At 70.7% G+C, this 20,686-nt stretch carries 18 protein-coding genes and 2 tRNA genes; 10 read left to right on the top strand and 10 right to left on the bottom strand.

Annotated elements, in window-relative coordinates:
- Positions 1–328 precede the first annotated feature (328 nt).
- A tRNA-Lys gene (locus ACWC09_RS49765) sits at positions 329–402 on the bottom strand.
- Positions 403–590: 188 nt separating this feature from the next.
- On the opposite strand from ACWC09_RS49765, the gene ACWC09_RS49770 reads away from it, so the two are divergent.
- The 5 genes from ACWC09_RS49770 to ACWC09_RS49790 all read left to right on the top strand — a co-directional run bounded on the left by ACWC09_RS49770 (position 591) and on the right by ACWC09_RS49790 (position 6,308).
- Positions 591–2,054, top strand: coding sequence for a peptidoglycan-binding protein (locus ACWC09_RS49770; protein WP_450858593.1), 1,464 nt, complete (start codon positions 591–593; stop codon positions 2,052–2,054).
- Positions 2,055–2,181: 127 nt separating this feature from the next.
- The gene (locus ACWC09_RS49775; protein WP_450858594.1) at positions 2,182–3,300 is read left to right on the top strand and encodes an SPFH domain-containing protein; all 1,119 of its coding nucleotides are present in this window, start codon (positions 2,182–2,184) and stop codon (positions 3,298–3,300) included.
- 132 nt (positions 3,301–3,432) lie between these two features.
- Positions 3,433–4,038: a lytic polysaccharide monooxygenase auxiliary activity family 9 protein gene (locus ACWC09_RS49780; protein ID WP_450858596.1), complete on the top strand. Its 606-nt coding sequence runs from the start codon at positions 3,433–3,435 to the stop codon at positions 4,036–4,038.
- Positions 4,039–4,141: 103 nt separating this feature from the next.
- On the top strand, positions 4,142–4,639 hold the full coding sequence (locus tag ACWC09_RS49785; RefSeq protein ID WP_450858598.1) for a hypothetical protein: 498 nt from the start codon (positions 4,142–4,144) through the stop codon (positions 4,637–4,639).
- A gap of 40 nt (positions 4,640–4,679) precedes the next feature.
- A complete protein-coding gene (locus tag ACWC09_RS49790) occupies positions 4,680–6,308 on the top strand; it encodes an AMP-binding protein (protein ID WP_450858600.1) in 1,629 nt (542 codons plus the stop codon).
- 435 nt (positions 6,309–6,743) lie between these two features.
- Here the strand turns inward: ACWC09_RS49790 and ACWC09_RS49795 are convergent.
- The 6 genes from ACWC09_RS49795 to ehuB all read right to left on the bottom strand — a co-directional run bounded on the left by ACWC09_RS49795 (position 6,744) and on the right by ehuB (position 11,039).
- Positions 6,744–6,817, bottom strand: a tRNA-Lys gene (locus ACWC09_RS49795).
- Between the two features lie 124 nt (positions 6,818–6,941).
- Positions 6,942–7,700 carry an IclR family transcriptional regulator gene (locus tag ACWC09_RS49800; protein ID WP_450858602.1) on the bottom strand — a complete coding sequence of 253 codons (759 nt, stop codon included), beginning with the start codon at positions 7,698–7,700 and terminating at the stop codon, positions 6,942–6,944.
- A gap of 235 nt (positions 7,701–7,935) precedes the next feature.
- Positions 7,936–8,712: an ectoine/hydroxyectoine ABC transporter ATP-binding protein EhuA gene (gene ehuA / locus ACWC09_RS49805; RefSeq protein WP_450858603.1), complete on the bottom strand. Its 777-nt coding sequence runs from the start codon at positions 8,710–8,712 to the stop codon at positions 7,936–7,938.
- A 10-nt stretch (positions 8,713–8,722) separates the two neighbouring features.
- Positions 8,723–9,373: an ectoine/hydroxyectoine ABC transporter permease subunit EhuD gene (gene ehuD, locus ACWC09_RS49810; RefSeq protein WP_450858604.1), complete on the bottom strand. Its 651-nt coding sequence runs from the start codon at positions 9,371–9,373 to the stop codon at positions 8,723–8,725.
- Complete coding sequence (gene ehuC, locus ACWC09_RS49815) at positions 9,373–10,095, bottom strand: ectoine/hydroxyectoine ABC transporter permease subunit EhuC (RefSeq protein WP_450858605.1); 723 nt, start codon at positions 10,093–10,095, stop codon at positions 9,373–9,375. Before ehuC ends, ehuD begins: the two co-directional genes overlap by 1 nt.
- Positions 10,095–11,039, bottom strand: coding sequence for an ectoine/hydroxyectoine ABC transporter substrate-binding protein EhuB (ehuB, locus tag ACWC09_RS49820; protein WP_450858607.1), 945 nt, complete (start codon positions 11,037–11,039; stop codon positions 10,095–10,097). Before ehuB ends, ehuC begins: the two co-directional genes overlap by 1 nt.
- A gap of 47 nt (positions 11,040–11,086) precedes the next feature.
- On the opposite strand from ehuB, the gene ACWC09_RS49825 reads away from it, so the two are divergent.
- The gene (locus tag ACWC09_RS49825) at positions 11,087–11,581 is read left to right on the top strand and encodes a DUF3830 family protein (protein WP_450858609.1); all 495 of its coding nucleotides are present in this window, start codon (positions 11,087–11,089) and stop codon (positions 11,579–11,581) included.
- 7 nt (positions 11,582–11,588) lie between these two features.
- Here ACWC09_RS49825 and ACWC09_RS49830 read toward each other — a convergent pair whose 3' ends face one another.
- Both ACWC09_RS49830 and ACWC09_RS49835 read right to left on the bottom strand, forming a co-directional pair.
- Positions 11,589–13,025, bottom strand: coding sequence for an amidase (locus ACWC09_RS49830; protein WP_450858611.1), 1,437 nt, complete (start codon positions 13,023–13,025; stop codon positions 11,589–11,591).
- 22 nt (positions 13,026–13,047) lie between these two features.
- A complete protein-coding gene (locus tag ACWC09_RS49835) occupies positions 13,048–13,995 on the bottom strand; it encodes a D-2-hydroxyacid dehydrogenase (protein ID WP_450858612.1) in 948 nt (315 codons plus the stop codon).
- Between the two features lie 143 nt (positions 13,996–14,138).
- Here ACWC09_RS49835 and ACWC09_RS49840 point away from each other — a divergent pair, with 143 nt between their 5' ends.
- From ACWC09_RS49840 to ACWC09_RS49850, 3 genes are all read left to right on the top strand, one after another.
- Positions 14,139–14,948 (top strand): maleate cis-trans isomerase family protein, encoded by an 810-nt coding sequence (locus ACWC09_RS49840; protein WP_450858614.1) that lies wholly within the window; start codon positions 14,139–14,141, stop codon positions 14,946–14,948.
- Positions 14,945–15,676, top strand: a complete 732-nt coding sequence (locus tag ACWC09_RS49845) for a maleate cis-trans isomerase family protein (RefSeq protein ID WP_450858616.1) — start codon at positions 14,945–14,947, stop codon at positions 15,674–15,676. Before ACWC09_RS49840 ends, ACWC09_RS49845 begins: the two co-directional genes overlap by 4 nt.
- Positions 15,677–15,752: 76 nt before the next feature.
- Positions 15,753–16,841 (top strand): LLM class flavin-dependent oxidoreductase, encoded by a 1,089-nt coding sequence (locus ACWC09_RS49850; RefSeq protein ID WP_450858618.1) that lies wholly within the window; start codon positions 15,753–15,755, stop codon positions 16,839–16,841.
- On the opposite strand, the gene ACWC09_RS49855 is transcribed toward ACWC09_RS49850, so the two are convergent.
- Positions 16,820–18,646, bottom strand: coding sequence for a putative bifunctional diguanylate cyclase/phosphodiesterase (locus tag ACWC09_RS49855; RefSeq protein WP_450858620.1), 1,827 nt, complete (start codon positions 18,644–18,646; stop codon positions 16,820–16,822). The two genes, ACWC09_RS49850 and ACWC09_RS49855, sit on opposite strands and share 22 nt — an antisense overlap.
- Positions 18,647–18,908: 262 nt before the next feature.
- Here ACWC09_RS49855 and ACWC09_RS49860 point away from each other — a divergent pair, with 262 nt between their 5' ends.
- A complete protein-coding gene (locus ACWC09_RS49860) occupies positions 18,909–20,237 on the top strand; it encodes a M6 family metalloprotease domain-containing protein (RefSeq protein WP_450858622.1) in 1,329 nt (442 codons plus the stop codon).
- The last annotated feature ends 449 nt before the right edge of the window (positions 20,238–20,686 follow it).

A 20,686-nucleotide genomic window follows, 5' to 3' on the forward strand; every position in this document is an offset into this window, starting at 1 on the left:
CGCTTCGCGGATAGCTGCCTCGACGGAGATCGCGACGGGCCTCGAATCGGAACGTGGAGCGCTTGATCCCCTACACCACGTGGCGGGGCACGGCCCCGGCGCAGCCGCGCAGACATGACGACGGCGAGGCCGTTCGCGCTTTCCGCGACCATGCCTCGCCATCGACGTCGTGCGCCGCCAGGGACTCGAACCCCGGACCCGCTGATGCCGCATTCCCTGGGGGCTGTGACATCAGCGGCTTCGCCGCGGGCCCCCAGACCCCCAGCCGCGCCTGCGGTGCCGGAAAATCTCGAAGGGCCCCTCGCTCCCACGAGAGGCCCTTCTGAAGTGCGCCGCCAGGGACTCGAACCCCGGACCCGCTGATTAAGAGTCAGCTGCTCTAACCAACTGAGCTAGCGGCGCCTGCTGACGTCATAACTCTACCGGATCTGTGGGGGTGCTCCCGACCACCCCGGGAGCCCTGTCGGGTGGATCGGGGGGCGGCGGTGTACGTCATTCGGACCGTCAGAATGCGCGTCCGGAGGACAGTTGGGAAACTGATCGACGTGTACGAGCGCGGACATTTCCACCTGGAGTGTGAGGGGCATCGCATGGAGACTCCGGTATTCGAGGAATTCGATCCCGCGAGCGACTGCGACTGCCCCGGGTGCCTTCACTGGCGGCGGGTTCTTCCCCATGCGCGTACGGTCCGCCACCCCGCCGCCCACCGGGCCGTGATCGTCGCGGCCGCCGCCTCCGCCGCCCTCGGCGCCGGACATGTCGTCCCCGCGGTCGCCGCCCCGCACGGACCCCCCGCACCCGGCGTTCCCGCAGATGACACGGGTGACGAGCCCGCCACCCCACAGGGCGGCAAGGCCCCGCTGCACGGCCCGGGCGGCGAGCCCGCGAAGCCGGCCCATGGGGTCGAGGCGCCCACGACCACCCGGGCCGAGATCATCAACCGGGCCAAGCGATGGGTCGCCGCGGAGGTGCCGTACAGCATGGAGGACTACTGGTCCGACGGTTACCGGCAGGACTGCTCGGGCTTCGTCTCGATGGCCTGGAACCTGCCCGGAAACGAATGGACCGGCAGCCTCGACAAGTTCGGTGTGCGCGTTACCGCGGGGGAGCTGCAGCCCGGCGACATTCTCCTCTTCCACAATCCCGCGAACCCCGAGAAAGGCTCGCACGTCGTCATTTTCGGCGGCTGGACCGACTACACGCACACCTACTACATCGCCTACGAGGAGACTCCCCCGAACGCCCGCCGCCAGGACACCCCGTACGCCTACTGGAGCAACTCGGACCGCTACGTCCCCTACCGCTACAAGGGGCTCGCGGCGGACACGGCGGGGGCCGGGACGGGCACCGGGGTGAGCACCGGGACGGGTTCCGGCACGAGTTCCGGCACGGGTTCCGGGACCGGCTCCGGGGCGGCTTCCGGGACGACCTCCGGGACGACCTCCGCGAAGGACGCGACGCCCTTTCCCGGAGCGGCGTCCTTCGGCCCCGGCGCGAACAACCAGTACGTCACCCGGCTCGGGCAGATGCTCGTCGCGCGGGGCGGCGCACGGTTCTACACCTCGGGGCCGGGGCCGCGGTGGTCCGACGCCGACGGGCGGGCCACCCAGGCGTTCCAGCAGGCCCAGGGATGGCAGGGCGCCGACGCCGACGGGCTGCCGGGACCGCGGACCTGGCAGCTGCTGGTGACCGGGAAGGGGCACGGCATCCCGGCGACCGGGGCGGCGGGACCGCCGGCGGCCCACGGGAAGCCCGCCTCGCCGGGGAAGCCCGCGCCCACACCGGCCCCGCAGGGGAAGCCCGCCTCGCACGGCGTCCCCGGCTATCCCGGGCGGGGCATGTTCCGGCCCGGGGCGAACAACGCCTATGTCACCGAGCTCGGGGAGCAGCTGGTGAAGAAAGGGTTCGGCAAGTACTACACCACCGGGCCGGGGCCGCGCTGGGGCGAGGCGGACCGCCGCAACGTCGAGGCCTTCCAGCGCGCCCAGGGCTGGCGGGGCGGCGCGGCGGACGGCTATCCGGGGCCGGAGACCTGGCGGCGGCTCTTCGCGTAGGGACACGGCAGTTCTCGTGCCACCCGAGGTACCCCCGCGGGCAGATCACCTGAAGCGGCCCCCTGGCAACACCCCCCTTGCAGTACCCCCTGTTGTGACGCATCTGGCGCGGAGGCTGGAGGCACGCATGAGCACGACGACCACTTCACAGACACCCGATTCCGAGGGACCGAGCAGATCAGGTCCGGCCCGCCTCATCCACAACGAGGCGACCATGGAGATCCCCGTCCATCTGCTCTTCCGTGACGACCCCGACCCGGCGCCGGTCCCGCTCAGGCCCGCGGTCGTCGGCCGCCGGCAGGGCACCGGTGAGCAGCCACGGTTCCGCCGTCCGGTCCAGGCGAAGCCGCGTCCCGTCCCGCAGGCCGATCCCGAGCTGACCGAACGCCCGGCCGGGGTGCTGCCCGGCACGGCGGGCGTGCTCGCCGGGGCCTGCGGAGTCGCCGGGTGCGTGGCGAACTCCTGGTGGGCGGGGGTGCTGCCGCCGCTCGCGGTCGAGGCGCTCAGGCTGCCGGAGTTCGCGGGGGCCGGGCTCGGTCCCGTGCAGTGGGCCGCGTACGCCGGTGCCGGCGCCCTCGGGCTGTTCGGCTTCGGCGGGCTGGCGCGCGGGCGGACCGGGCGGGCCTGGGTGCTGGGGCTGTTCGGTCGGTACCGGGGGACGGTCCGGCGCACCGGCCTGATGTGGGTGAACCCGCTGCTGCTGCGGCGCCGGGTGGACGTACGGCTGCGGCACTGGAGGAGCGAGCCGATGCCGGCCGCCGACGGGAACGGCGTCGCGCTGCGGGTCGTGGTCCTGGTGGTGTGGCGGGTGCGGGACACCGCACGGGCCGTGCTCGGGGTCGAGGACCACGAGACGTATCTGCGCGAGTGCGTGGAGGCGGGCCTCGCCCGGGTGCCGGTCGAGATGCCCGGCGACCCGAAGGGCTCGGCCGAGGCGGCCGGGGACGCGCTGACCCGCCTGGTCGCGGCGGACGCGGCACCGGTCGGCCTTGAGGTGTTCTCGGTCCAGCCGGTCCGGGTCGAGTACGCCCCCGAGGTCGCCGCCGCGATGCACCGCCGCCGTATCGCCGCGCTGGACGCCCAGCACCGGGCGAGCGTGCTGACCTCGGTCGTGGACTCGGTGGAGGACACGGTGACACGACTGACCATGCGGGGGCTTGTGGAGCTGGACGACTACGAACGCAAGGCGCTGGTCAAGGACTTGACGGTCGCCTTCTGTTCCGGGCGGGGGGAACAGGGGCCCTGAGCGGGGGAACAGGGGCCCTGAAAGGTCTCCGCTATTGGTATGGACATGTTCAACGTGCGGCAATAATCTGGAACTTGGTCTAGACCTGCACGCCTCACGGAACTTCCCCACACGTTCTCCAGGAGCGGCAGCATGCGCAGAAAGACCACGTTGTACGGGGCCGTGGTGGGCCTCGCGACCACCGGAGCCCTCGTGCTGTCCACCGGCGGCGCGAGCAGCCACGGCTACACCGACCTCCCCGTCAGCAGGCAGAAGCTCTGCGCCAACGGCACCGTGACGAACTGCGGCGACATCCAGTACGAGCCGCAGAGCGTCGAGGGCCCGAAGGGCTTCCCGGCCGCCGGGCCGGCCGACGGATCGATCTGCTCCGGCGGTAACGCCCGCTTCTCGCAGCTCGACGGCTCGAAGACGCCGTCGGGCGGCGCCTGGCCGACCACGAAGGTGACGGGCGGTCAGACCTACACCTTCCGCTGGCAGTTCACCGCCATGCACGCCACGACCGACTTCAAGTACTACGTCACCAGGCAGGGCTGGAACCAGAACCACAACCTGGCCCGCTCCGACCTCAACACCACCCCGTTCCTGACCGTCCCCTACAATGGCCGGCGCCCCCCGGCCACGCTCTCCCACAGCGGCACCCTGCCGTCGGGCCTGTCCGGCCACCATGTGATCGTCGCGGTCTGGACGATCGCGGACACGGGCAACGCGTTCTATGCCTGCTCGGACGTCACGTTCTGAAGCTCTGAGCATTACTTGAGACAGTCCGGCGATCTCCGCGGGTACTTTCCTCACACCGCCCTACCGATGGGTAGGGCGGTGACCTGAGACCCCGGGGGACCCCATGGACGTCTTCTTCTACCTCTTTCCCTGCCTGATCATGGCGGGTGCCCTGTTCATGGCGTACCGCGTCGTGCGCCGCTGGCTGCAGGTGCGCGGCGCCTGGAACAGCGGGCTCACCGCGCAGGGCCGGTGCCTGCGGATGTTCACGACGACCCACGGCGGCGCCAACGACACCTCCGTGCGCACGACCCTCCACCACGTCTACGAGTTCACGACCCAGGACGGCCGGGCGATCCGCTTCGAGGAGGAGAACGGCCCGGCGACCCATCTGGAGGGCGACCTCGTCACCGTCTACTACAAGGACGGCCCGAACGTGGTGGCCACGGCCCACGCACCGGGCCGCGCGCTCGGGCAGACGGCGGCGACCTTCGGGATCCTCGCGTTCCTCGGCGTGATCGTCCTCTTCTGCGTCGGCTTCATGGTCACGTACGCCGAGGTCTTCCAACCGATCGGCGACGCGCTCTTCAGTGTCGACGACGGCTACACGACCACGCCGTGACCCTCCACATCTGACGGTACGTCAACTACCGTGCGCCCCCATGGAGTCCAGGGAGTCCACCAGGCGCACGGTCGCGGAACTCGTAGCCGAGCGGTGGGACGACCACCGCCCCGGCCTCTGGTACGAGGAACGGACCTTCACCCACCACGAGTTCGCCGCCGGTGCCGCCGCCCGGGCGGCCCTGCTGACCGACCTCCTGCCGCCCGGCGCCGAGCCCCACGTCGGCGTCCTGCTGGACAACACGCCTGAATACCCCCTCTGGTTGGGCGCCGCCGCCCTCGCGGGGGCCGCCGTCGCCGGTATCAACCCGACCCGCCGCGGCCCCGAACTCGCCCGCGACATCCTGCACACCGAGTGCCGCGTCCTCGTCACCGGCCACACCCACCTTCCGCTCCTCAGGGGCCTCGAACTCCCCAGCGTACGACTCCTGTTGACGGACACGGACGAGTACGACGACCTCCTCGCGCCGTATACGACCGCCGTACCGGACCCGTCCCGCGCCACCCCCGACGACCGCCTCCTCCTCTACTTCACCTCCGGCTCCACCGGCGCCCCCAAGGCGGCCATCTGCACCCAGGGCCGTCTGGCCGCCGCCGGCGCCTCCCTGGTCGGCCAGTTCGGCGTCCGGCGCGAGGACGTGCACTACATCTGCATGCCCATGTTCCACGGCAACGCGGTGATCGCCGACTGGGCGCCCGCGCTGGCGGCCGGGGCGGGGGTGGCGCTACGGCGGCGGTTCTCGGCGTCCGGGTTCCTGGCGGACGTACGGAAGTACGGGGCTACGTACTTCACGTATGTCGGGCGGGCCGTGCAGTACGTCCTGGCCACCGAGGCGCGTGACGACGACCGGGACAACCCGCTCCGGCTCGGCTTCGGCACGGAGGCGGGGGCGGTCGACGCGGCGGCCTTCGAGCGGCGGTTCGGGGTGCGGCTGGTGGAGGGGTACGGGTCCTCGGAGGGCGGGGCGGCGATCCAGTGGTCGCCGGGGACGCCGGTCGGGGCCGTGGGGCGGGCGGGGCCCGGGCTCGTCGTACTCGACCGGGAGACGGGGGAGGAGTGCGGGCCCGCTCGATTCGACCCGGCGGGGCGGCTGGTGAACGGGGACGAGGCGATAGGGGAGCTGGTCAACCGCGCCCGGAACCCCTTCGAGGGGTACTGGCGCAACCCGGAGGCGGAGGCCGAGCGGCGGCGGGGCGGGGCCTACTGGACCGGCGATCTCTTCTACCGGGACGCGGACGGGTATCTGTACTTCGCCGGGCGCACGGACGACCGTATCCGCGTCGACGGCGAGAATCTGGCCGCCGCGATGATCGAGAACATCCTCGCGCGGTACGAGGGTGCCGATGCCGTCGCCGTGTACGCGGTGCCCGATCCGGTGACCGGGGACCAGGTGATGGCGACGGTCGCGGGGAGCTTCGAGCCGGAGGGGTTCGCCGAGTTTCTCGCCGCCCAGCCGGATCTGGGCACGAAGATGACGCCCCGGTTCGTGCGGGTGGTGGAGCGGATGCCGGTCACGGCGACGAACAAGATCCACCGGGCGGGGCTCAGGCGCGAGGGCTTCCGGTGCGGTGATCCGGTGTGGTGGCTGCCGCCGGGGGAGCGGACGTACCGCAGGCTGACCGGGACAGACGCCGAAGGGCTCCTCGCTCCCACGAGAGGCCGTTCTTGACGGGGGTGTGGGTGGCGGAGCCCCCATCGGACCCGCTGATGCTGCATTCCCTGGGGGCTGTGACATCAGCGGCTTCGCCGCGGGCCCCCAGCCCTCCAGCCGCCCCTGCCGGTGCCGGAAAATCTCGAAGGACCCCTCGCTCCCACGAGAGGCCCTTCTTGACGGGGGTGTGGGTGGCGGAGCCCCCACAACGCGCGGCGCAGCCGCGCAGACACGACGATGGCGAGGCCGTTCGCGCTTTCCGCGAACACGCCTCGCCATCGCCATCGTGCGCCGCCAGGGACTCGAACCCCGGACCCGCTGATGCTGCATTCCCCGGGGGATGACCCCCGGACCCCCAGCCGCCTCTGCGCTGACGGGGAGATTCCGGACACCGGTGAGAATGCACCCCAATGACGAAGGCCCCCCGCGCTTGCGAGGGACCTTCGCTGTCTGTGCGCCGCCAGGGACTCGAACCCCGGACCCGCTGATTAAGAGTCAGCTGCTCTAACCAACTGAGCTAGCGGCGCATGACTCTCGCCGGCCACTTGATTTCGTCTCTCGTGGGCGGCGACGGAGAAAATAGTACCTGGTCCGGAGGGGTGCTTGTGACCACCCTGCGGGCACCTCGGACGGTCGGTTCGGACGGTCGGCTCAGATGGTCAGGGACAGCAGCACCGGCGCCGCGTTGCGGTTGAGCGTGTCCGCGGCCTGGCGCAGGCGGTGGGCGTGTTCGACCGGGAGGGAGAGGGCCAGGCAGCCCACCGAGGAACCGGCGGTGATCGGTACGGCCGCGCAGACCGTGCCGATCGCGTACTCCTGGAGGTCGAGGTGGGGCACGGTGGCCGGCTGCGACTCCAGGCGGGACAGGAGCAGCCGGTCGTTGGTGATGGTGCGCGAGGTGAGGCGGGGCAGCTTGTGTCGGGCGAGATGGTCGCGCCGGCCGTTGTGGTCGAGCTGGCCCAGGAGGCTCTTGCCGATCGCGGTGGCGTGGGCCGAGTAGCGGAAGTCGACCCACTCGTTGACCACGGGTGTGGTCGGGCCGTCGGCCCACTGGGCGACCTTCACCTCACCGTCGACGTAACAGCTGAGGTAGACGGCCGCGCCCACCGAGTCGCGCAGCCGGTCCAGGGTGCGCTGCAGCTTGTCGCGCAGGGCGGCCTCGCGGCCCTGGGCGGAGCCGAGGCGGGTGAGGGCGTCGCCGGTGATGTAGGCGCCGTCGGCTATCTGCTCGATGTAGCCCTCGCGGCGGAGCATCCTCAGGAGGGTGGTCAGCCGCTCCGGGTCGAGGCCTGTCTCGCGGGCGAGCTCGGAGTCGTTGATTCCGGTCGTGTGCCGTGCCACTGTCTCCAGGACGCGCAGGGCGTCCTGGGCCGAGTGGTACGGCGCGGTCGGCTCGTGCTTCAGCGCCACGGTGTTCCCCCTGCGCTCGCTCTACAGCGTTGCTACGACTGGGCCGTAATCCAGACAGTGAATCTCTTCCACGATAACGGCCAAGAGGCTTGTTGCGAGCGGTTGTTGATGAGATTCCGGCGCCCCTGCACGGCTCTCAGCAGGGGCGCCGACACTCTGGCATATGACAGAGGTAAGACCCGGTGCCCGGACCTCGTAGGTTGAACGCCATTCAACCTCTGAAGGCATACCGAGGTCAGAGCACCGCGCTGAGAAATTCTCGGGTGCGGTCCTGCTCGGGCTCGCTGAAGATCTTCTCCGGCGACCCCGACTCGATGACCCGGCCGGAGTCGAACATCAGCACCTGGTCCGAGATGTCCCTGGCGAAGTTCATCTCGTGGGTCACACAGAGCATCGTGATGTCGGTGGTGCGGGCGATGTCGCGCAGCACGTCCAGGACGCCGGCGACCAGCTCGGGGTCGAGCGCGGAGGTCACCTCGTCGAGCAGCAGCACCTGCGGGCGCATCGCCAGCGCGCGGGCGATCGCGACGCGCTGCTGCTGGCCGCCGGAGAGCTGGGTCGGGCGGGCGCCCGCCTTGTCGGCGAGGCCCACCAGGTCGAGCAGCTCGCGCGCCCGCTGCTCCGCCTCGTCCCTGGACAGACCGAGCACCGTCACCGGGGCCTCGGTGATGTTCCTGAGCACGGTCATGTTCGGGAACAGGTTGAACTGCTGGAAGACCATCCCGATGTTCTTGCGGACCTCGCGGATCTGCTTCTCGGGCGCGGGGTGCAGCTTGTCCCCGGCGACCGTGATGGTGCCCTCGTCCGGCTTGGTGAGGGTCATCAGCAGGCGCAGGATCGTCGTCTTGCCGGAGCCGGACGGGCCGATCAGCGTGACGTGCTTGCCGGACTCGACGGAGAAGTCGAGCCGGTCGAGCACCGTGTTCTGCCCGAACCGCTTGGTGACCTGCTCGAACCGGATCAGCTCGCTGCCGTCCACCGGCGGGTTGGCGTGGGCGTCGGGATCTTTCATCAGGGGGGCGTCAGTGGACAAGGCGTCGCTCCAGAGCTCGCAGAAGAAGGGAGGCCAGATAGGAAATGACGATGAAGGCCACACCGATCACCGTGATGGGCTCGGTGAACTGGAAGTGCTGCTGGGAGAAGAGCCGTGCCTGGCCGAGCATCTCCAGCACGGTGATCGCCATCAGCATGGGCGTGTCCTTGAGCATCGCGATCACGTAGTTGCCGAGGGCCGGCACGACCCGGCGGATCGCCTGCGGCAGGATCACCACCTGCCAGGTCCGCAGCCGCGGCAGGTTCAGCGCCGTCGCGGCCTCCCACTGGCCGGCCGGCACGGCCTCGATGCCGGCGCGGTAGACCTGCATGGTGTACGTCGAGTAGTGCAGGCCGATGCCGATGACACCGGTGGTCAGGGCGGACAGGGTCAGCCCCCACTCGGGCATCACATAGAACAGGAAGAACAGCTGCACCAGCAGCGGGGTGTTCCGCACGAACTCGGTGACGACCCCGACCGGCCAGCGCACCCACCGGCTCGGTGTCCGCATCAGCAGCGCCCACACCAGACCCAGCGCGAACGAGATCAGCGAGCCGAGGGCGAGAGCCTGCAGGGTGACGAGTACGCCGTCCCAGAAGTGCGGCATGAAGTCGCCGACGGCATTCCAGTCCCACTTCATCAGGAACCCCCTCCGATCCCGGCACCGACCCCGGCACTGACGGGCCCTGGCTCGGTGACGGTCCTGCGCTCGGGCGCCTTGCCCACGCCCGCCTTCAGCTTCTTCTCCAGCCCCCGCATGACCCGGGTGAGCAGGAAGGCGATCACGAAGTAGATCAGCAGGATGTACGTGTAGATCTCCGCGCTCTGCTGCAGCGCGAGCCGCACCAGGTTGGCGCTGAAGGTCAGGTCGCCCATGCCGATGATCGACACCAGGGCGGTGCCCTTGAGCAGCTCGATCAGCAGGTTGGAGAAGGGCGGGATCATCTCCGGCACGGCCTGCGGCAGCAGGATGAGCCGCATCCGCTGCCAGGGCGTGAAGCTGAGCGCGATCCCGCCCTCCTTCTGCGCCGGATCGACGGCGCCCAGCGCACCCCGCACGATCTCGGAGCCGTAGGCGCCGTACGTCAGCCCGAGCGCCAGCGTGCCCGCCCACAGCGGCACCAGCTGCCAGCCGAAGGCCAGGGGCAGTACGAAGTACACCCAGAAGATCATGATCAGTGCGGAGGTTCCGCGGAACACCTCGGTGTAGAAGCCCGCGAGGAAGCGGACGATCCACAGCCGGTGGGTGCGTGCGACGCCGACGACGAAGGAGACGGCCGCGGCGACGAGCGAGCTGAACACGAGGAGCTGGACGGTGACCCAGATCCCTTTGAGTACGAGTTCCCAGAGTCCGGAGGTCATCAGCTCGTGCCTCCCCCGCACAGCTCCTTGGCCGTCAGGTCGGTCATCTCGGCCTGGGTGAAGCCGAAGGGCTTGAGGATCCGGAAGAGCTCGCCGCTCTTCTTCAGCTTGCGCAGCTCGACGTTGAAGGCGTCGCGCAGCCGCGTCTCGCCGAGCCGGAACGCGAAGGCGCCCCCGTCGACGTGCGGTTTGCCCTTGACGAGCGGGGCGAAGGCCTTGGTCGCCTCGGCCTTGCGGGACTTCTTCACCACTTCCCGTGTGGTGAGCGCGGTACCGGCGAACACGTCGGCCCGCCCCGCCTCGACGGCGTTCAGCCCGGCCACCTGGTCCTGCACGATGAGGATGTCGCTCTGCTTGTATCCCGCCTCGACGGCGTACTGGATCTCGGCGTAGCCGGTCCCGGTCGCGAACTTGGCCTTCTTCTCGACGACGTCCTTGTAGCTGTGCAGCCCCTTGGGGTTCCCCTTCCGCACGATGAAGGAGTCGAGCATCTGGTAGTCCGGATCGGCGAAGATGACCTGCTGACACCGCTCGGGATTCACATACATCCCGGCGGCGACGACGTCGAACTGCTGGGAGTTGAGCCCCGGGATCAGCGACCCGAACTCGGTGGGCACGGGCTGGACCCGGTCCACCCCCAGCCTCTTGAAGATGACCTTGGCCAACTCCGGTGCCTCGCCGGTGAGTTGACCGTCCTTGTCGATGTACCCGAAGGGAATCTCCCCGGCGATCCCCAGCCGTACGACACCTGCGGCCTTCAGCCGGTCGAGCAGGTCGCCGCCGTTCCTGGTCTCCGCGGTGGCCACGCGACTGCACCCCGCGGCACCCATCACGCCGAGCGCCGCCACCCCCGCGAGCAGCGACCGGCGCGTGGTTCCAGGTATGTCTCTTTCGTTCCCGATGTCGTCATCGTGTGCGAAGTCGTTCTGGTTAGGTGGAGCCATGGCGGCGCGGCTACCCGGGAGCATGCGATGTATGCACCATGGAGGGCATGGCTGATCGCTACATCGAAGTCTCGCTGGTCAAGCGCGGAATCAGTTGCACCGCAAAACTCCTGGACGACCGCGCCCCACTCACCTGCGCGGCCGTGTGGGACGCACTCCCGCTGAGCAGCGACGTCTACCACGCGAAGTACGCCCGCAACGAGATCTACGCCCTGTTCCCACCGTTCGCGGACCGGGAACCCCCACTGGAGAACCCGACCGTCACCCCCATCCCCGGCGACCTGTGCTACTTCTCCTTCGCCGGCACCGAACTCGGCACCAAGGCCTACGGCTACGACCGCGAGGTCCGCGCCGGGACCACCCTCGTCGACCTGGCCCTCTTCTACGAACGCAACAACCTGCTCCTCAACGCGGACGTGGGCTGGGTGCCCGGCATCGTCTGGGGTCAGATCGTGGAGGGCCTGGAGCAGATGGCGGAGGGCTGCAACGACCTGTGGAGGTCGGGGGCGGCGGGAGAGACGCTCCGGTTCCGGCGGGTGTGACCGCCGCCTACGAGGCGGCGGTCGCGGAGGGACGTGAGCGCCGAACTCCGGCGGCCCCCGCCTCGTACAACGCGTGTGCCGCGCGCAGGACGAGGTCGTCGCGGTGTCGGGCGGCCACGATCTGCAGGCCCACCGGCAGCCCCTCCGCGTCCACCCCGACCGGCACGCTCGCCGCCGGCTGCTGGGTCATGTTGAACGGATAGGTGAAGGGTGTCCAGCCCGTCCAGCGCCGGTGCCCCGAACCCTTCGGTACCTCCGCCCCCGCCTCGAACGCCGTGAGGGGGAGCGTCGGGGTGACGAGGAGATCGTAGGACTCGTGGAAGTGGCCCATGCGGCGGCCGAGTTCCATGCGGACGTCGACCGCGGCGAGGTAGTCGAGGGCGGACAGGCGGGCGCCGATCCCGCATATCTCCCGCAGTCCGGGGTCCAGCAACTTCCTCTGGTGCGGCCCGAGTTGCTGGGTCACCCGCGCCGCCCCCGCGAACCACAGCGTGTGGAAGGCGTCGACCGGGTCGGCGAAGTCGGGGTCCGCCTCGGTGACGTACGCGCCCAGGTCGGCAAGGCGCTCCACCGCCCGCCGGACCGCTGCCGCCACAGCCGGACGCACGGCCACCTGGCCGCCGAGGGAGGGTGAGTACGCGACCCTCAACCCGCTCACTCCGCCCGGCAGTTCAGCGGCGAAGGAGCCGGGCGCCGCCGCCAGTGCCGACCAGTCGCGGGCGTCCGGCGCGCCGATCACGTCCAGCAGCAGCGCCGCGTCCGCCGCGTCCCGGGTCATCGGGCCCACGTGGGCCAGCGTGCCGAACGCGCTCGCGGGGTAGAGGGGCACCCGGCCGTACGTCGGCTTCAGCGCGAAGATCCCGCAGAACGCCGCCGGGATGCGGACACTGCCCCCGCCGTCCGTACCGAGGGCCAGGGGGCCGGCGCCGAGGGCCACGGCGGCCGCCGCGCCCCCGCTCGAACCGCCCGCGGTGCGTGTGTGGTCGTACGGATTCCTGGTCGGCCCGGACAGCGGCGAGTCCGTCACGCCCTTCCAGCCGAACTCGGGGGTCGTGGTCTTGCCGATGAGCACCGCGCCGTGCTCCCGGAGCCGGGCCACGGAGGGCGCGTCCTCGTCCCAACTGCCCTTCTCCGAGATGGTTGTGGAGCCCTTCAGGGTGGGCGCGCCCCGCAACAGGATGATGTCCTTGACGGTCGTGGGAACCCCGTCGACCAGGCCCTTCGGCTCCCCCCGCCGCCACCGCTCCGTCGACTCCCGGGCCTGCGCCAGCGCCTCGTCGGCCAGAAGGCGCACGAACGCGTTCACCTCCGGCTGGATCCGCTCGGCCCGTTCCAGTACCGCCCGCGTCGCTTCCTCGGGACTGAACTCGCCCTTGCGATAACCCTCGACGAGTCGTACGGCGGTCAACTCCGTGAGGTCGAGGTAGAGATCGGAATCCGTCATCTTCCCTCCAGCGTCAGCAGGTTCAACGTCCGGGTACGTACCCACGCTTCTTGTCGACCACGTTCAGCAGCGGCCGACCCGCCTCCCAGCGCTCGTACAACTCCACGAACTGCTTCCCCAGTTCGTCCCGCCAGCCGATCGTGTCGCCGCTCATGTGCGGGGAGACGATCAGTCCCGGGGCCTCCCACAACGGGCTGTCGGGGGCGAGGGGTTCGTGCTCGAAGACGTCCAGCGCGGCCCCCGCGATCCACCGCTTGGCCAGCGCCTCCGCGAGCGCGTCCTCGACCACCAGCCCACCCCGCCCGATGTTGATGAACCGCGCGGACGGCTGCATCACCCCGAACCGTCGCGCGTCGAACATGCCGTACGTCTGCTCGGTCAGCGGCGCGGCCGCGATCACCCAGTCGGCGCGGGCGATCAGCCGGTCGAGGTCGTCCGGGCCGTGGATGCCGGTGTGCGGGGTGCGCCCGACGAGCGCGGTGGTGATGTCCAGCGCCTTCAGCGTGCGGGCGATCGTACGGCCGATGGGCCCGGACCCCACGATGCACGCGCGCGTGCCCGCCACCCGCTGCGACTCCCGGTGCCGCCAGGTCCGCTCCCGCTGGAGTGCGAGGGTCGTCGGCAGGTCCTTGGCCATGGTCAGGACGAGCGCGGCGACGTACTCGGCGATGGGCTGGTCGAAGATGCCGCGCGCGTTGGTCACCACCGTGTCGGAGGCGGCGAGTTCCGGACACATCAGATGGTCGACGCCCGCGCTCGCCGTGTGCACCCAGCGGGGGCGCGGTCCCTCGCCCGGCCACGCGGTCCGCACCGCCCGGGAGGCGAAGTCCCAGACCAGCAGTACATCGGCTGCCGGCAGCCGCTCGGCGAGCGTCGACTCGTCCGCGTGCTCGACACGGGCGCGACCGGTGAGTCTGCCGAGGCGGGGGAGCGGATCGGCGTCCAGGACGAGGAGTGTGGGGACGGTCATGCAGAAGGACTCGTTTCTGAGGACGTGGCGGCCGTCTGACATGCGAGGTTTGACCACGCTCGCACCCGAACCTACCTTCGTCAACACGGGCGTGCGTACGGTCCGTTGCTCACCCCTTTCTCACAGTGAGGGCGGTGCCCGTCATGGACGTTTCCTTCCTTGGTGGACCGCGGCCGCAGCGCGGTGTCGGAGTGGTCGCACCCTTCGACTTCGCGCTCGACCGCGAGCTGTGGCGCTGGGTGCCCGACGACGTCTCCCTGCACCTGACCCGCACCCCGTTCGTGCCGGTCGAGGTGAGTCTGGACCTGGCCCGGCTGGTCAGCGAGCACGAGACGCTGGACGACGCCGTGCGCACGCTGACCGCGATCTCGCCGGAGGTCGTCGCGTACGCCTGCACCTCGGGCAGCTTCGTCGGCGGGATCGCGGGCGAGCGGGCGATGTGCGAGGCGATGACGCGCGCGGGCGCGCTGCCGTCGGTCACCACCTCGGGCGCGCTCCTGGAGGCACTGACGGCGCTTGATGCACGGCGGGTGGCCCTCGTCACTCCGTACACCGTGTCGGTGACGCGGGCGCTGGAGGAGTACGTGGCCGAGGCGGGTGTCACGGTCACCGGGTGCGCGTTCATGGGGTTGACCCGGCACATCTGGAAGGTGCCGTACCGAGAGGTGGCGGCCATGGCCCGCAAGGCGGTACGGAGCGGCGGCCGGCGGGGTGCCGACGCGCTGTTCATCAGCTGCACCAACCTCCCGACCTACGACGTCATCCCACAGCTGGAGGCCGAGCTGCGGATGCCGGTGATCTCGGCCAACCAGGTGACGATGTGGGCGGCGCTGGCCCGGCTGGGTACCCGGGCGATGGGGCCGTATCAGGCGCTGATCGATCCGGCGGCGCGCTCCGGTCCCGTACTGCCGGAACTTCCGGACGGTGAACAGCAGCAGGAAGGCATGGCATGACCGCACTGGGATTCCTCTACCCGGGCCACTCCGCCGAGGACGACTACCCGCGCATCGAGCAGTTGATCGGCAGCGACATCCGCCTCGACGTGGTGCACACCGACATCGGCGAGGACGCCCACCGGGTGGACGCGCTGCTGCGGATGGGCTCGGCCGAGCGGCTCGCGGCGGGCGTCGAGGAACTGCGCATGGCCGGCGCGGACTCCGTGGTCTGGGCATGCACCAGCGGCAGCTTCGTCTACGGCTGGGAGGGTGCCCACGAGCAGGTCCGCACCCTTGCCCGCGCGGCCGGGATGCCGGCGTCGTCGACGTCGTTCGCCTTCGTGCACGCGCTGCAGGAGCTGGGGGTGCGCAGGGTCGCGGTCGGCGCGACCTACCCCGACGACGTGGCCGGTCTCTTCGCGGACTTCCTGCGGGCGGGCGGCTGCGAGGTGACGTCCCTCCGCGGCGCCGGGATCATCACGGCGGCCGAGGTCGGCACCTGGGGCGAGGCGGAGGTCTTCCTGCTGGCCCGCGACGCCGACCGCGACGACGCGGAGGCGCTGCTGCTGCCGGACACGGCCCTGCACACGGCCGCCTACATCCCAGCCCTGGAGAAGGAACTGGGCAAGCCGGTCCTCACCGCCAACCAGGTCACGGTCTGGGAGGGCCTGCGCCTGGCGGACCGCAGGGTGAACGCGCCGACGCTGGGCGTGTTGTTCACACGGGAGCCGATCGTGCAGGTGTGAACCCAAGGAATAAACGGAGACAGCCTCCTGTTAACGCCGGAACGACAGCGCACGGCCCACAACAGGAGGCTTCACCGTGACCGCAGACGAGATCCGGGGAACAGCACATGGCACCGCCCCCGTCCCCCTCTCCGTACTGGACCTGGTCACCGTCGGCGCCGGCAGCACCGCCACCGACGCGCTGCGCACCAGCGTGTCCCTCGCCAAGCTGACGGAGTCCCGCGGCTTCCACCGCTACTGGGTGGCCGAGCACCACTCCATGCCGGGCGTCGCCTCCTCGTCCCCGGCCGTGATCCTGGCCCACCTCGCCGCCCACACGGACCGCATCCGCCTCGGCTCCGGCGGTGTCATGCTCCCCAACCACGCCCCGCTGGTGATCGCCGAGCAGTTCGGCACGCTGGAGGCGATGGCCCCGGGACGGATCGACCTGGGCCTCGGCCGCGCCCCCGGCACCGACGGCGCCACCGCCGCCGCCCTGCGCCGCACGGACCGTCTCAACGAGGGCGCCGACGACTTCCCCGAGCAGCTCGCCGAGCTCACCCGCTTCCTGGACGACGACTTCCCGGACGGCCACGCCTACCGCCGTATCCACGCCATCCCCGGCCCGATCCAGGCCACCAGCGCCGGCGGCGTGCAGTCCTCGCACCGCCCCCCGATCTGGCTGCTCGGCTCCTCCGGCTTCAGTGCCCGGCTGGCCGGCGTCCTCGGCCTGCCGTTCGCCTTCGCGCACCACTTCTCCGCGCAGAACACGGTCCCGGCGCTCGACCTGTACCGCGAGTCCTTCCGGCCGAGCGAGGTCCTCGACGAGCCGTACGCCCTCATCGGCGTCTCCGTCCTCGCGACCGACGACGAGCGCGAGGCCCGCCGGCAGAGCCGGGCCATGGCCCTGAACATGATCCGCCTGCGCACCGGCCGCCCCGGCCTCTTCCCCGACCCGGACGAGGCCGAGAAGTACGAATTCAGTCCGTACGAGGAGGAGTTCGTCCGGTCCTGGACCGGCAACATCGTGCACGGCGCCATCGACGAGGTGCGCGACGGGCTGGACTCCCTCCAGAAGCGCACCGGCGCCGACGAGTTGATGCTCACCTCCCATGCGCACCGGGGGGAGCTGCGCCTGAGGTCGTACGAGCTCGTCGCGGACGCCTACGGGTTGCCGACCGCGTAGGCCTGACTGCCCATCAACTCCGAGATACGGTCCGGCGACACCGGACGTGAGTACAGCCACCCCTGCCCGGTGTCGCAGCCGATCCGCCGCAGCCGGGACGCCTGCGCCAGGGTTTCCACGCACTCCGCGGTCACCGTCAGCCCCAGCCGGTGGGCGAGTTGGATCATCGCCTCCACGACGACCTCGTCCGCCGGGTTGGGCGCCATTCCCGCACCCTCGTACTGGAAGCCCCGTACGAAGGAGCCGTCCAGTTTGAGCACCGACACCGGCAGCCGGCTGAGGTAGGCCAGGTTCGAGTACCCGGTGCCGAAGTCGTCGATGGCGATGTGGACGCCCATGTCGCTGAGTGCCTGGAGGGCCTGGAGCGGGCGGCCGGCCGAGCCCATCACGGCCGACTCCGTCAGCTCCAGCTGGAGGAGGTGGGGCGCGAGCCCCGTCTCCGCGAGGGTCTCGGCCACATCCGCCACCAGGTCGGAGTCCCAGACCTGCCGGACCGCCACGTTGACGCTGACGAAGAGCGGCGGTTCGGCCGGGTGGTCCAGCTGCCACTGCCGGGCCTGACGGCAGGCGGTGGCCAGGATCCAGCGGCCCAGCGGCACGATCGAGCCGTCCTCCTCGGCCAGTCCGATGAACCGATTCGGCGCCAGGACACCGAACTGCGGGTGGTTCCAGCGGATCAGCGCCTCCACACCGCGCAGCCGCCCGTCCTCCATGCCCACCAAGGGCTGGTACTCCAGCACGAATTCACCGCGCTCGATGGCGGGGCGGAGGGTGGAGGCCAGAGCCTGGCGGGTCATGCGGTGGGCGTTGCGCTCCGGGTCGAAGAGCGTCCAGCGGGCCTTTCCGTCGGCCTTGGCCCAGTAGAGGGTGGTGTCGGCCGCCTGCATGAACGCGGTGGGGGTGGTACCGGCCGCCTGCCGCTCGACGACGCCGATCGACGCCGACACCGACAGCCGCTGGCCCGCGATGTCGAAGGGCGCCTGGACGGCCTTGAGCACCGACTCGGCCAGATCGGCCAGTTGGTCCGTCCCCGTCGAGTCCTCCACCAGCAGCGCGAACTCGTCGCCGCCCAGTCTCGCCACCAGCGGCGCGCTCGTTCTGGCGTAACCCGCCTCGTCGGCGCAGCGCGTGAGGCGTTCGGCGACGGCGGCCAGCAGCCGGTCGCCGATACGGTGGCCGAGGGTGTCGTTGATCGCCTTGAAGCCGTCGAGGTCGAGGTAGCAGAGGCCGATCCGGCCCGTCCCGCCCTCGTCGTACGACTCCTCGTCCAGCGCCGCCGTCAGCCGCTCGAAGAACAGGGTGCGGTTGGGCAGCCGGGTCACCGGGTCGTGCATCTGCAAGTGCCGCAGCCGGCCCTGCAGTTCACGCTGGGCGCTGATGTCGCTGACCGACAGCAGGATGCCCTCGGCGGGGGCGGGCAGCGGGGTGACGGCGACCTGGACCCAGACGGACTGTCCGTCGGGGTGCTTGAGCCGCCGTGTGCAGCGCAGCCGGGCCTCCCGGCCGCGCAGCACCTCGCGGTAGGCGTGCCAGGTGCGCGCGTCGGACGCCAGGTCCACCAGATCGGCGCCGATCCGGCCCACCAGGGCGTCCGGGTCGCTGCCGAGCAGGGCGCCGAACCCGTCGTTGGCGCTGACGACCAGGCCCTCCCGGTCGACGACCGCCATGGCCAGGGGGGCCGCCGTGAAGACCGAGCGATACGGCGGTGGCGGCTCGGTACCAACAGACGTGCAGCCATTACTCACTGTTACGGCGTCCCGGTCGAGATCTGCCGCGGGCGCCGGCCCTTCGGACGTTCCGCTCACCGCTAGCTCCCGCAGTGCACTCGATACCTGCCGTGCCGGAAAGTGTGCCGATCATAGAGGCAGGCCCAGGGGCCTTCCAGCCACTGTCCAGTGTCCCGGATCGAGCGGCACTTCTGACAGATCGTTTCTGCCCGCAGCTGGACGGGTTCTCCGCGCCTTCGACCACTTGTGACGTTCCGTGAGCGATTCGGGGGTGTCGGACCTGACGGACTGTCCGTCGACTCACTCGTCCGGGGCAGTCAAACAGGGCGCGGTATGACAAATGCACACAGGCTGGGTGCGGTGTCCCGTGTTACCGCCCCCGGAGGTGTCCGTGCCGCGTCAGTTCGCCCTCAAGTACTTCCGGGCCCCCCGACTGCGCAGCACCGCCGCCGTGTGCACCACTCTGTCCGCGCTCGCCGCGACCTCCCTGATCACCGGTCCTTCGGTCGCCGAGCCCTTCTCGTCGATCCCGTGCGCCCTGCAGCGCACCGAGGCCCACCACTCGGAGGGCCTCGACACCTGGAACGCCTCCTACCCGCGTCCCGCCCGCAGGCTGGACGCGGTGATGGTCTTCCTGTCCTTCCCGGACGCCACCCCGCGCACCACGCCCGCCCAGCTGGCCGCCGACCACTTCCCGGCCACCAGCCGGTTCTTCGAACACGCCTCGTACGGCAAGTTCACCCTGGATCCGCACCCCCTCAAGCGGTGGATCCGGATGCCGAAGCCGTCGACGGCGTACGCCATACAGCGCGACTGGAACCCGGCGGACCGGGCCGCCTACCTGCGTGACGCGCTCGCGGTCGCCGACCCGCAGGTCGACTTCTCCCGCTACGGCGTCGTGTACTTCGTCGCCGACCCGGACGCGCCCGGCGTGGACTCGGACGCGACGAAGGTCGTCAACCTGGACACCCCGCTCAGGGCCGACGGCACGGACATCCGCCGGGTCGTCACGGTCTTCGAGAAGCACCCGCCGGACCGGCTGGTCCTCGCCCACGAGACCGGGCACGCCTTCGACCTGCCCGACCTCTACCACCGGCCGGCCGACGGCAAGGGCGACTGGGACACCTACGTCGGCGACTGGGACCTGATGGGCAGCCAGTTCGGACTGGCCCCGGACCTCTTCGGCTGGCACAAGTGGAAGCTGGGGTGGCTGGAGCCGCGCCAGGTGGTGTGCGTACGGGAGGTCGGCGTCACCCGGCTGACGCTGGAACCGCTCGGTGTGGGGCCCGGAATGCCGGTCACGGGCGCGGCCGGGGCCCCGGCCTTCGGGCTCGGCCACGGCACCAAGCTCGCGGTCGTCCGCACGGGACCCGACAGCGTCCTCGCCTTCGAGGCGCGCGGCCCGGTCGGCAACGACACCGCCGCCTGCCGCTCCGGCATCCTCGTCTACCGCGTCCGCAGCGGCGCGGCCTCGGGCAGCGGCCCCATCCAGGTCATCGACGCCCACCCGCGCACCGAGGCCTGCTGGGAGAACTCCGTCTACCCGCCCCTCGCGGATGCCCCGGTCGCCCTCGGGGAGAGCTTCACCGTGCCGGGGACGCAGGTGCGGGTGGACGCGGAGGGAAGGACGGCATCCGGGGCGTGGACGGTGAAGATCACGGCCGGGTAGCCCGCCCTGCGGCCGGGTGCGCGAAACGTCCGGGTGCACGAGAGAAGCCCCCCGCTTCCGCGAGCTGCCCTCTTCATGTCGTGCGCCGGGCCAGGGACTCGAACCCCGGATCCCGGACCCCGGAGAGAATGCACCCCAATGACGAAGGCCCCCCGCGCTTGCGAGGGACCTTCGCTGTCTGTGCGCCGCCAGGGACTCGAACCCCGGACCCGCTGATGCTGCATTTCCCGGGGGATGACCCCCGGACCCCCAGCCGCCTTTGCGGTGCCGGGGAGAATCGGGACCCCGGAGAGAATCCACCCCAATGACGAAGGCCCCCCGCGCTTGCGAGGGGCCTTCATCGTGTCGTGCGCCGCCAGGGACTCGAACCCCGGACCCGCTGATTAAGCCGAGGAGCGCACGGAAGCCCTGGCCAAGGCCCTGAGCGCGGACGGGTACGCTGCTACGGC

It is taken from the genome of Streptomyces sp. NPDC001617 (assembly GCF_053596855.1).

Bases quoted from the DNA above. Each gene is read 5' to 3' on its own strand.
- ACWC09_RS49830 (WP_450858611.1), bottom strand. From the start codon at position 13,025: ATGACGGATTCCGATCTCTACCTCGACCTCACGGAGTTGACCGCCGTA.
- ACWC09_RS49860 (WP_450858622.1), top strand. From the start codon at position 18,909: ATGCACACAGGCTGGGTGCGGTGTCCCGTGTTACCGCCCCCGGAGGTG.
- ACWC09_RS49840 (WP_450858614.1), top strand. From the start codon at position 14,139: ATGGACGTTTCCTTCCTTGGTGGACCGCGGCCGCAGCGCGGTGTCGGA.
- ACWC09_RS49780 (WP_450858596.1), top strand. From the start codon at position 3,433: ATGCGCAGAAAGACCACGTTGTACGGGGCCGTGGTGGGCCTCGCGACC.
- ACWC09_RS49770 (WP_450858593.1), top strand. From the start codon at position 591: ATGGAGACTCCGGTATTCGAGGAATTCGATCCCGCGAGCGACTGCGAC.
- ACWC09_RS49845 (WP_450858616.1), top strand. From the start codon at position 14,945: ATGACCGCACTGGGATTCCTCTACCCGGGCCACTCCGCCGAGGACGAC.
- ACWC09_RS49835 (WP_450858612.1), bottom strand. From the start codon at position 13,995: ATGACCGTCCCCACACTCCTCGTCCTGGACGCCGATCCGCTCCCCCGC.
- ACWC09_RS49785 (WP_450858598.1), top strand. From the start codon at position 4,142: ATGGACGTCTTCTTCTACCTCTTTCCCTGCCTGATCATGGCGGGTGCC.
- ACWC09_RS49790 (WP_450858600.1), top strand. From the start codon at position 4,680: ATGGAGTCCAGGGAGTCCACCAGGCGCACGGTCGCGGAACTCGTAGCC.
- ehuA (WP_450858603.1), bottom strand. From the start codon at position 8,712: ATGAAAGATCCCGACGCCCACGCCAACCCGCCGGTGGACGGCAGCGAG.
- ehuC (WP_450858605.1), bottom strand. From the start codon at position 10,095: ATGACCTCCGGACTCTGGGAACTCGTACTCAAAGGGATCTGGGTCACC.
- ehuB (WP_450858607.1), bottom strand. From the start codon at position 11,039: ATGGCTCCACCTAACCAGAACGACTTCGCACACGATGACGACATCGGG.
- ACWC09_RS49825 (WP_450858609.1), top strand. From the start codon at position 11,087: ATGGCTGATCGCTACATCGAAGTCTCGCTGGTCAAGCGCGGAATCAGT.
- ehuD (WP_450858604.1), bottom strand. From the start codon at position 9,373: ATGAAGTGGGACTGGAATGCCGTCGGCGACTTCATGCCGCACTTCTGG.
- ACWC09_RS49775 (WP_450858594.1), top strand. From the start codon at position 2,182: ATGAGCACGACGACCACTTCACAGACACCCGATTCCGAGGGACCGAGC.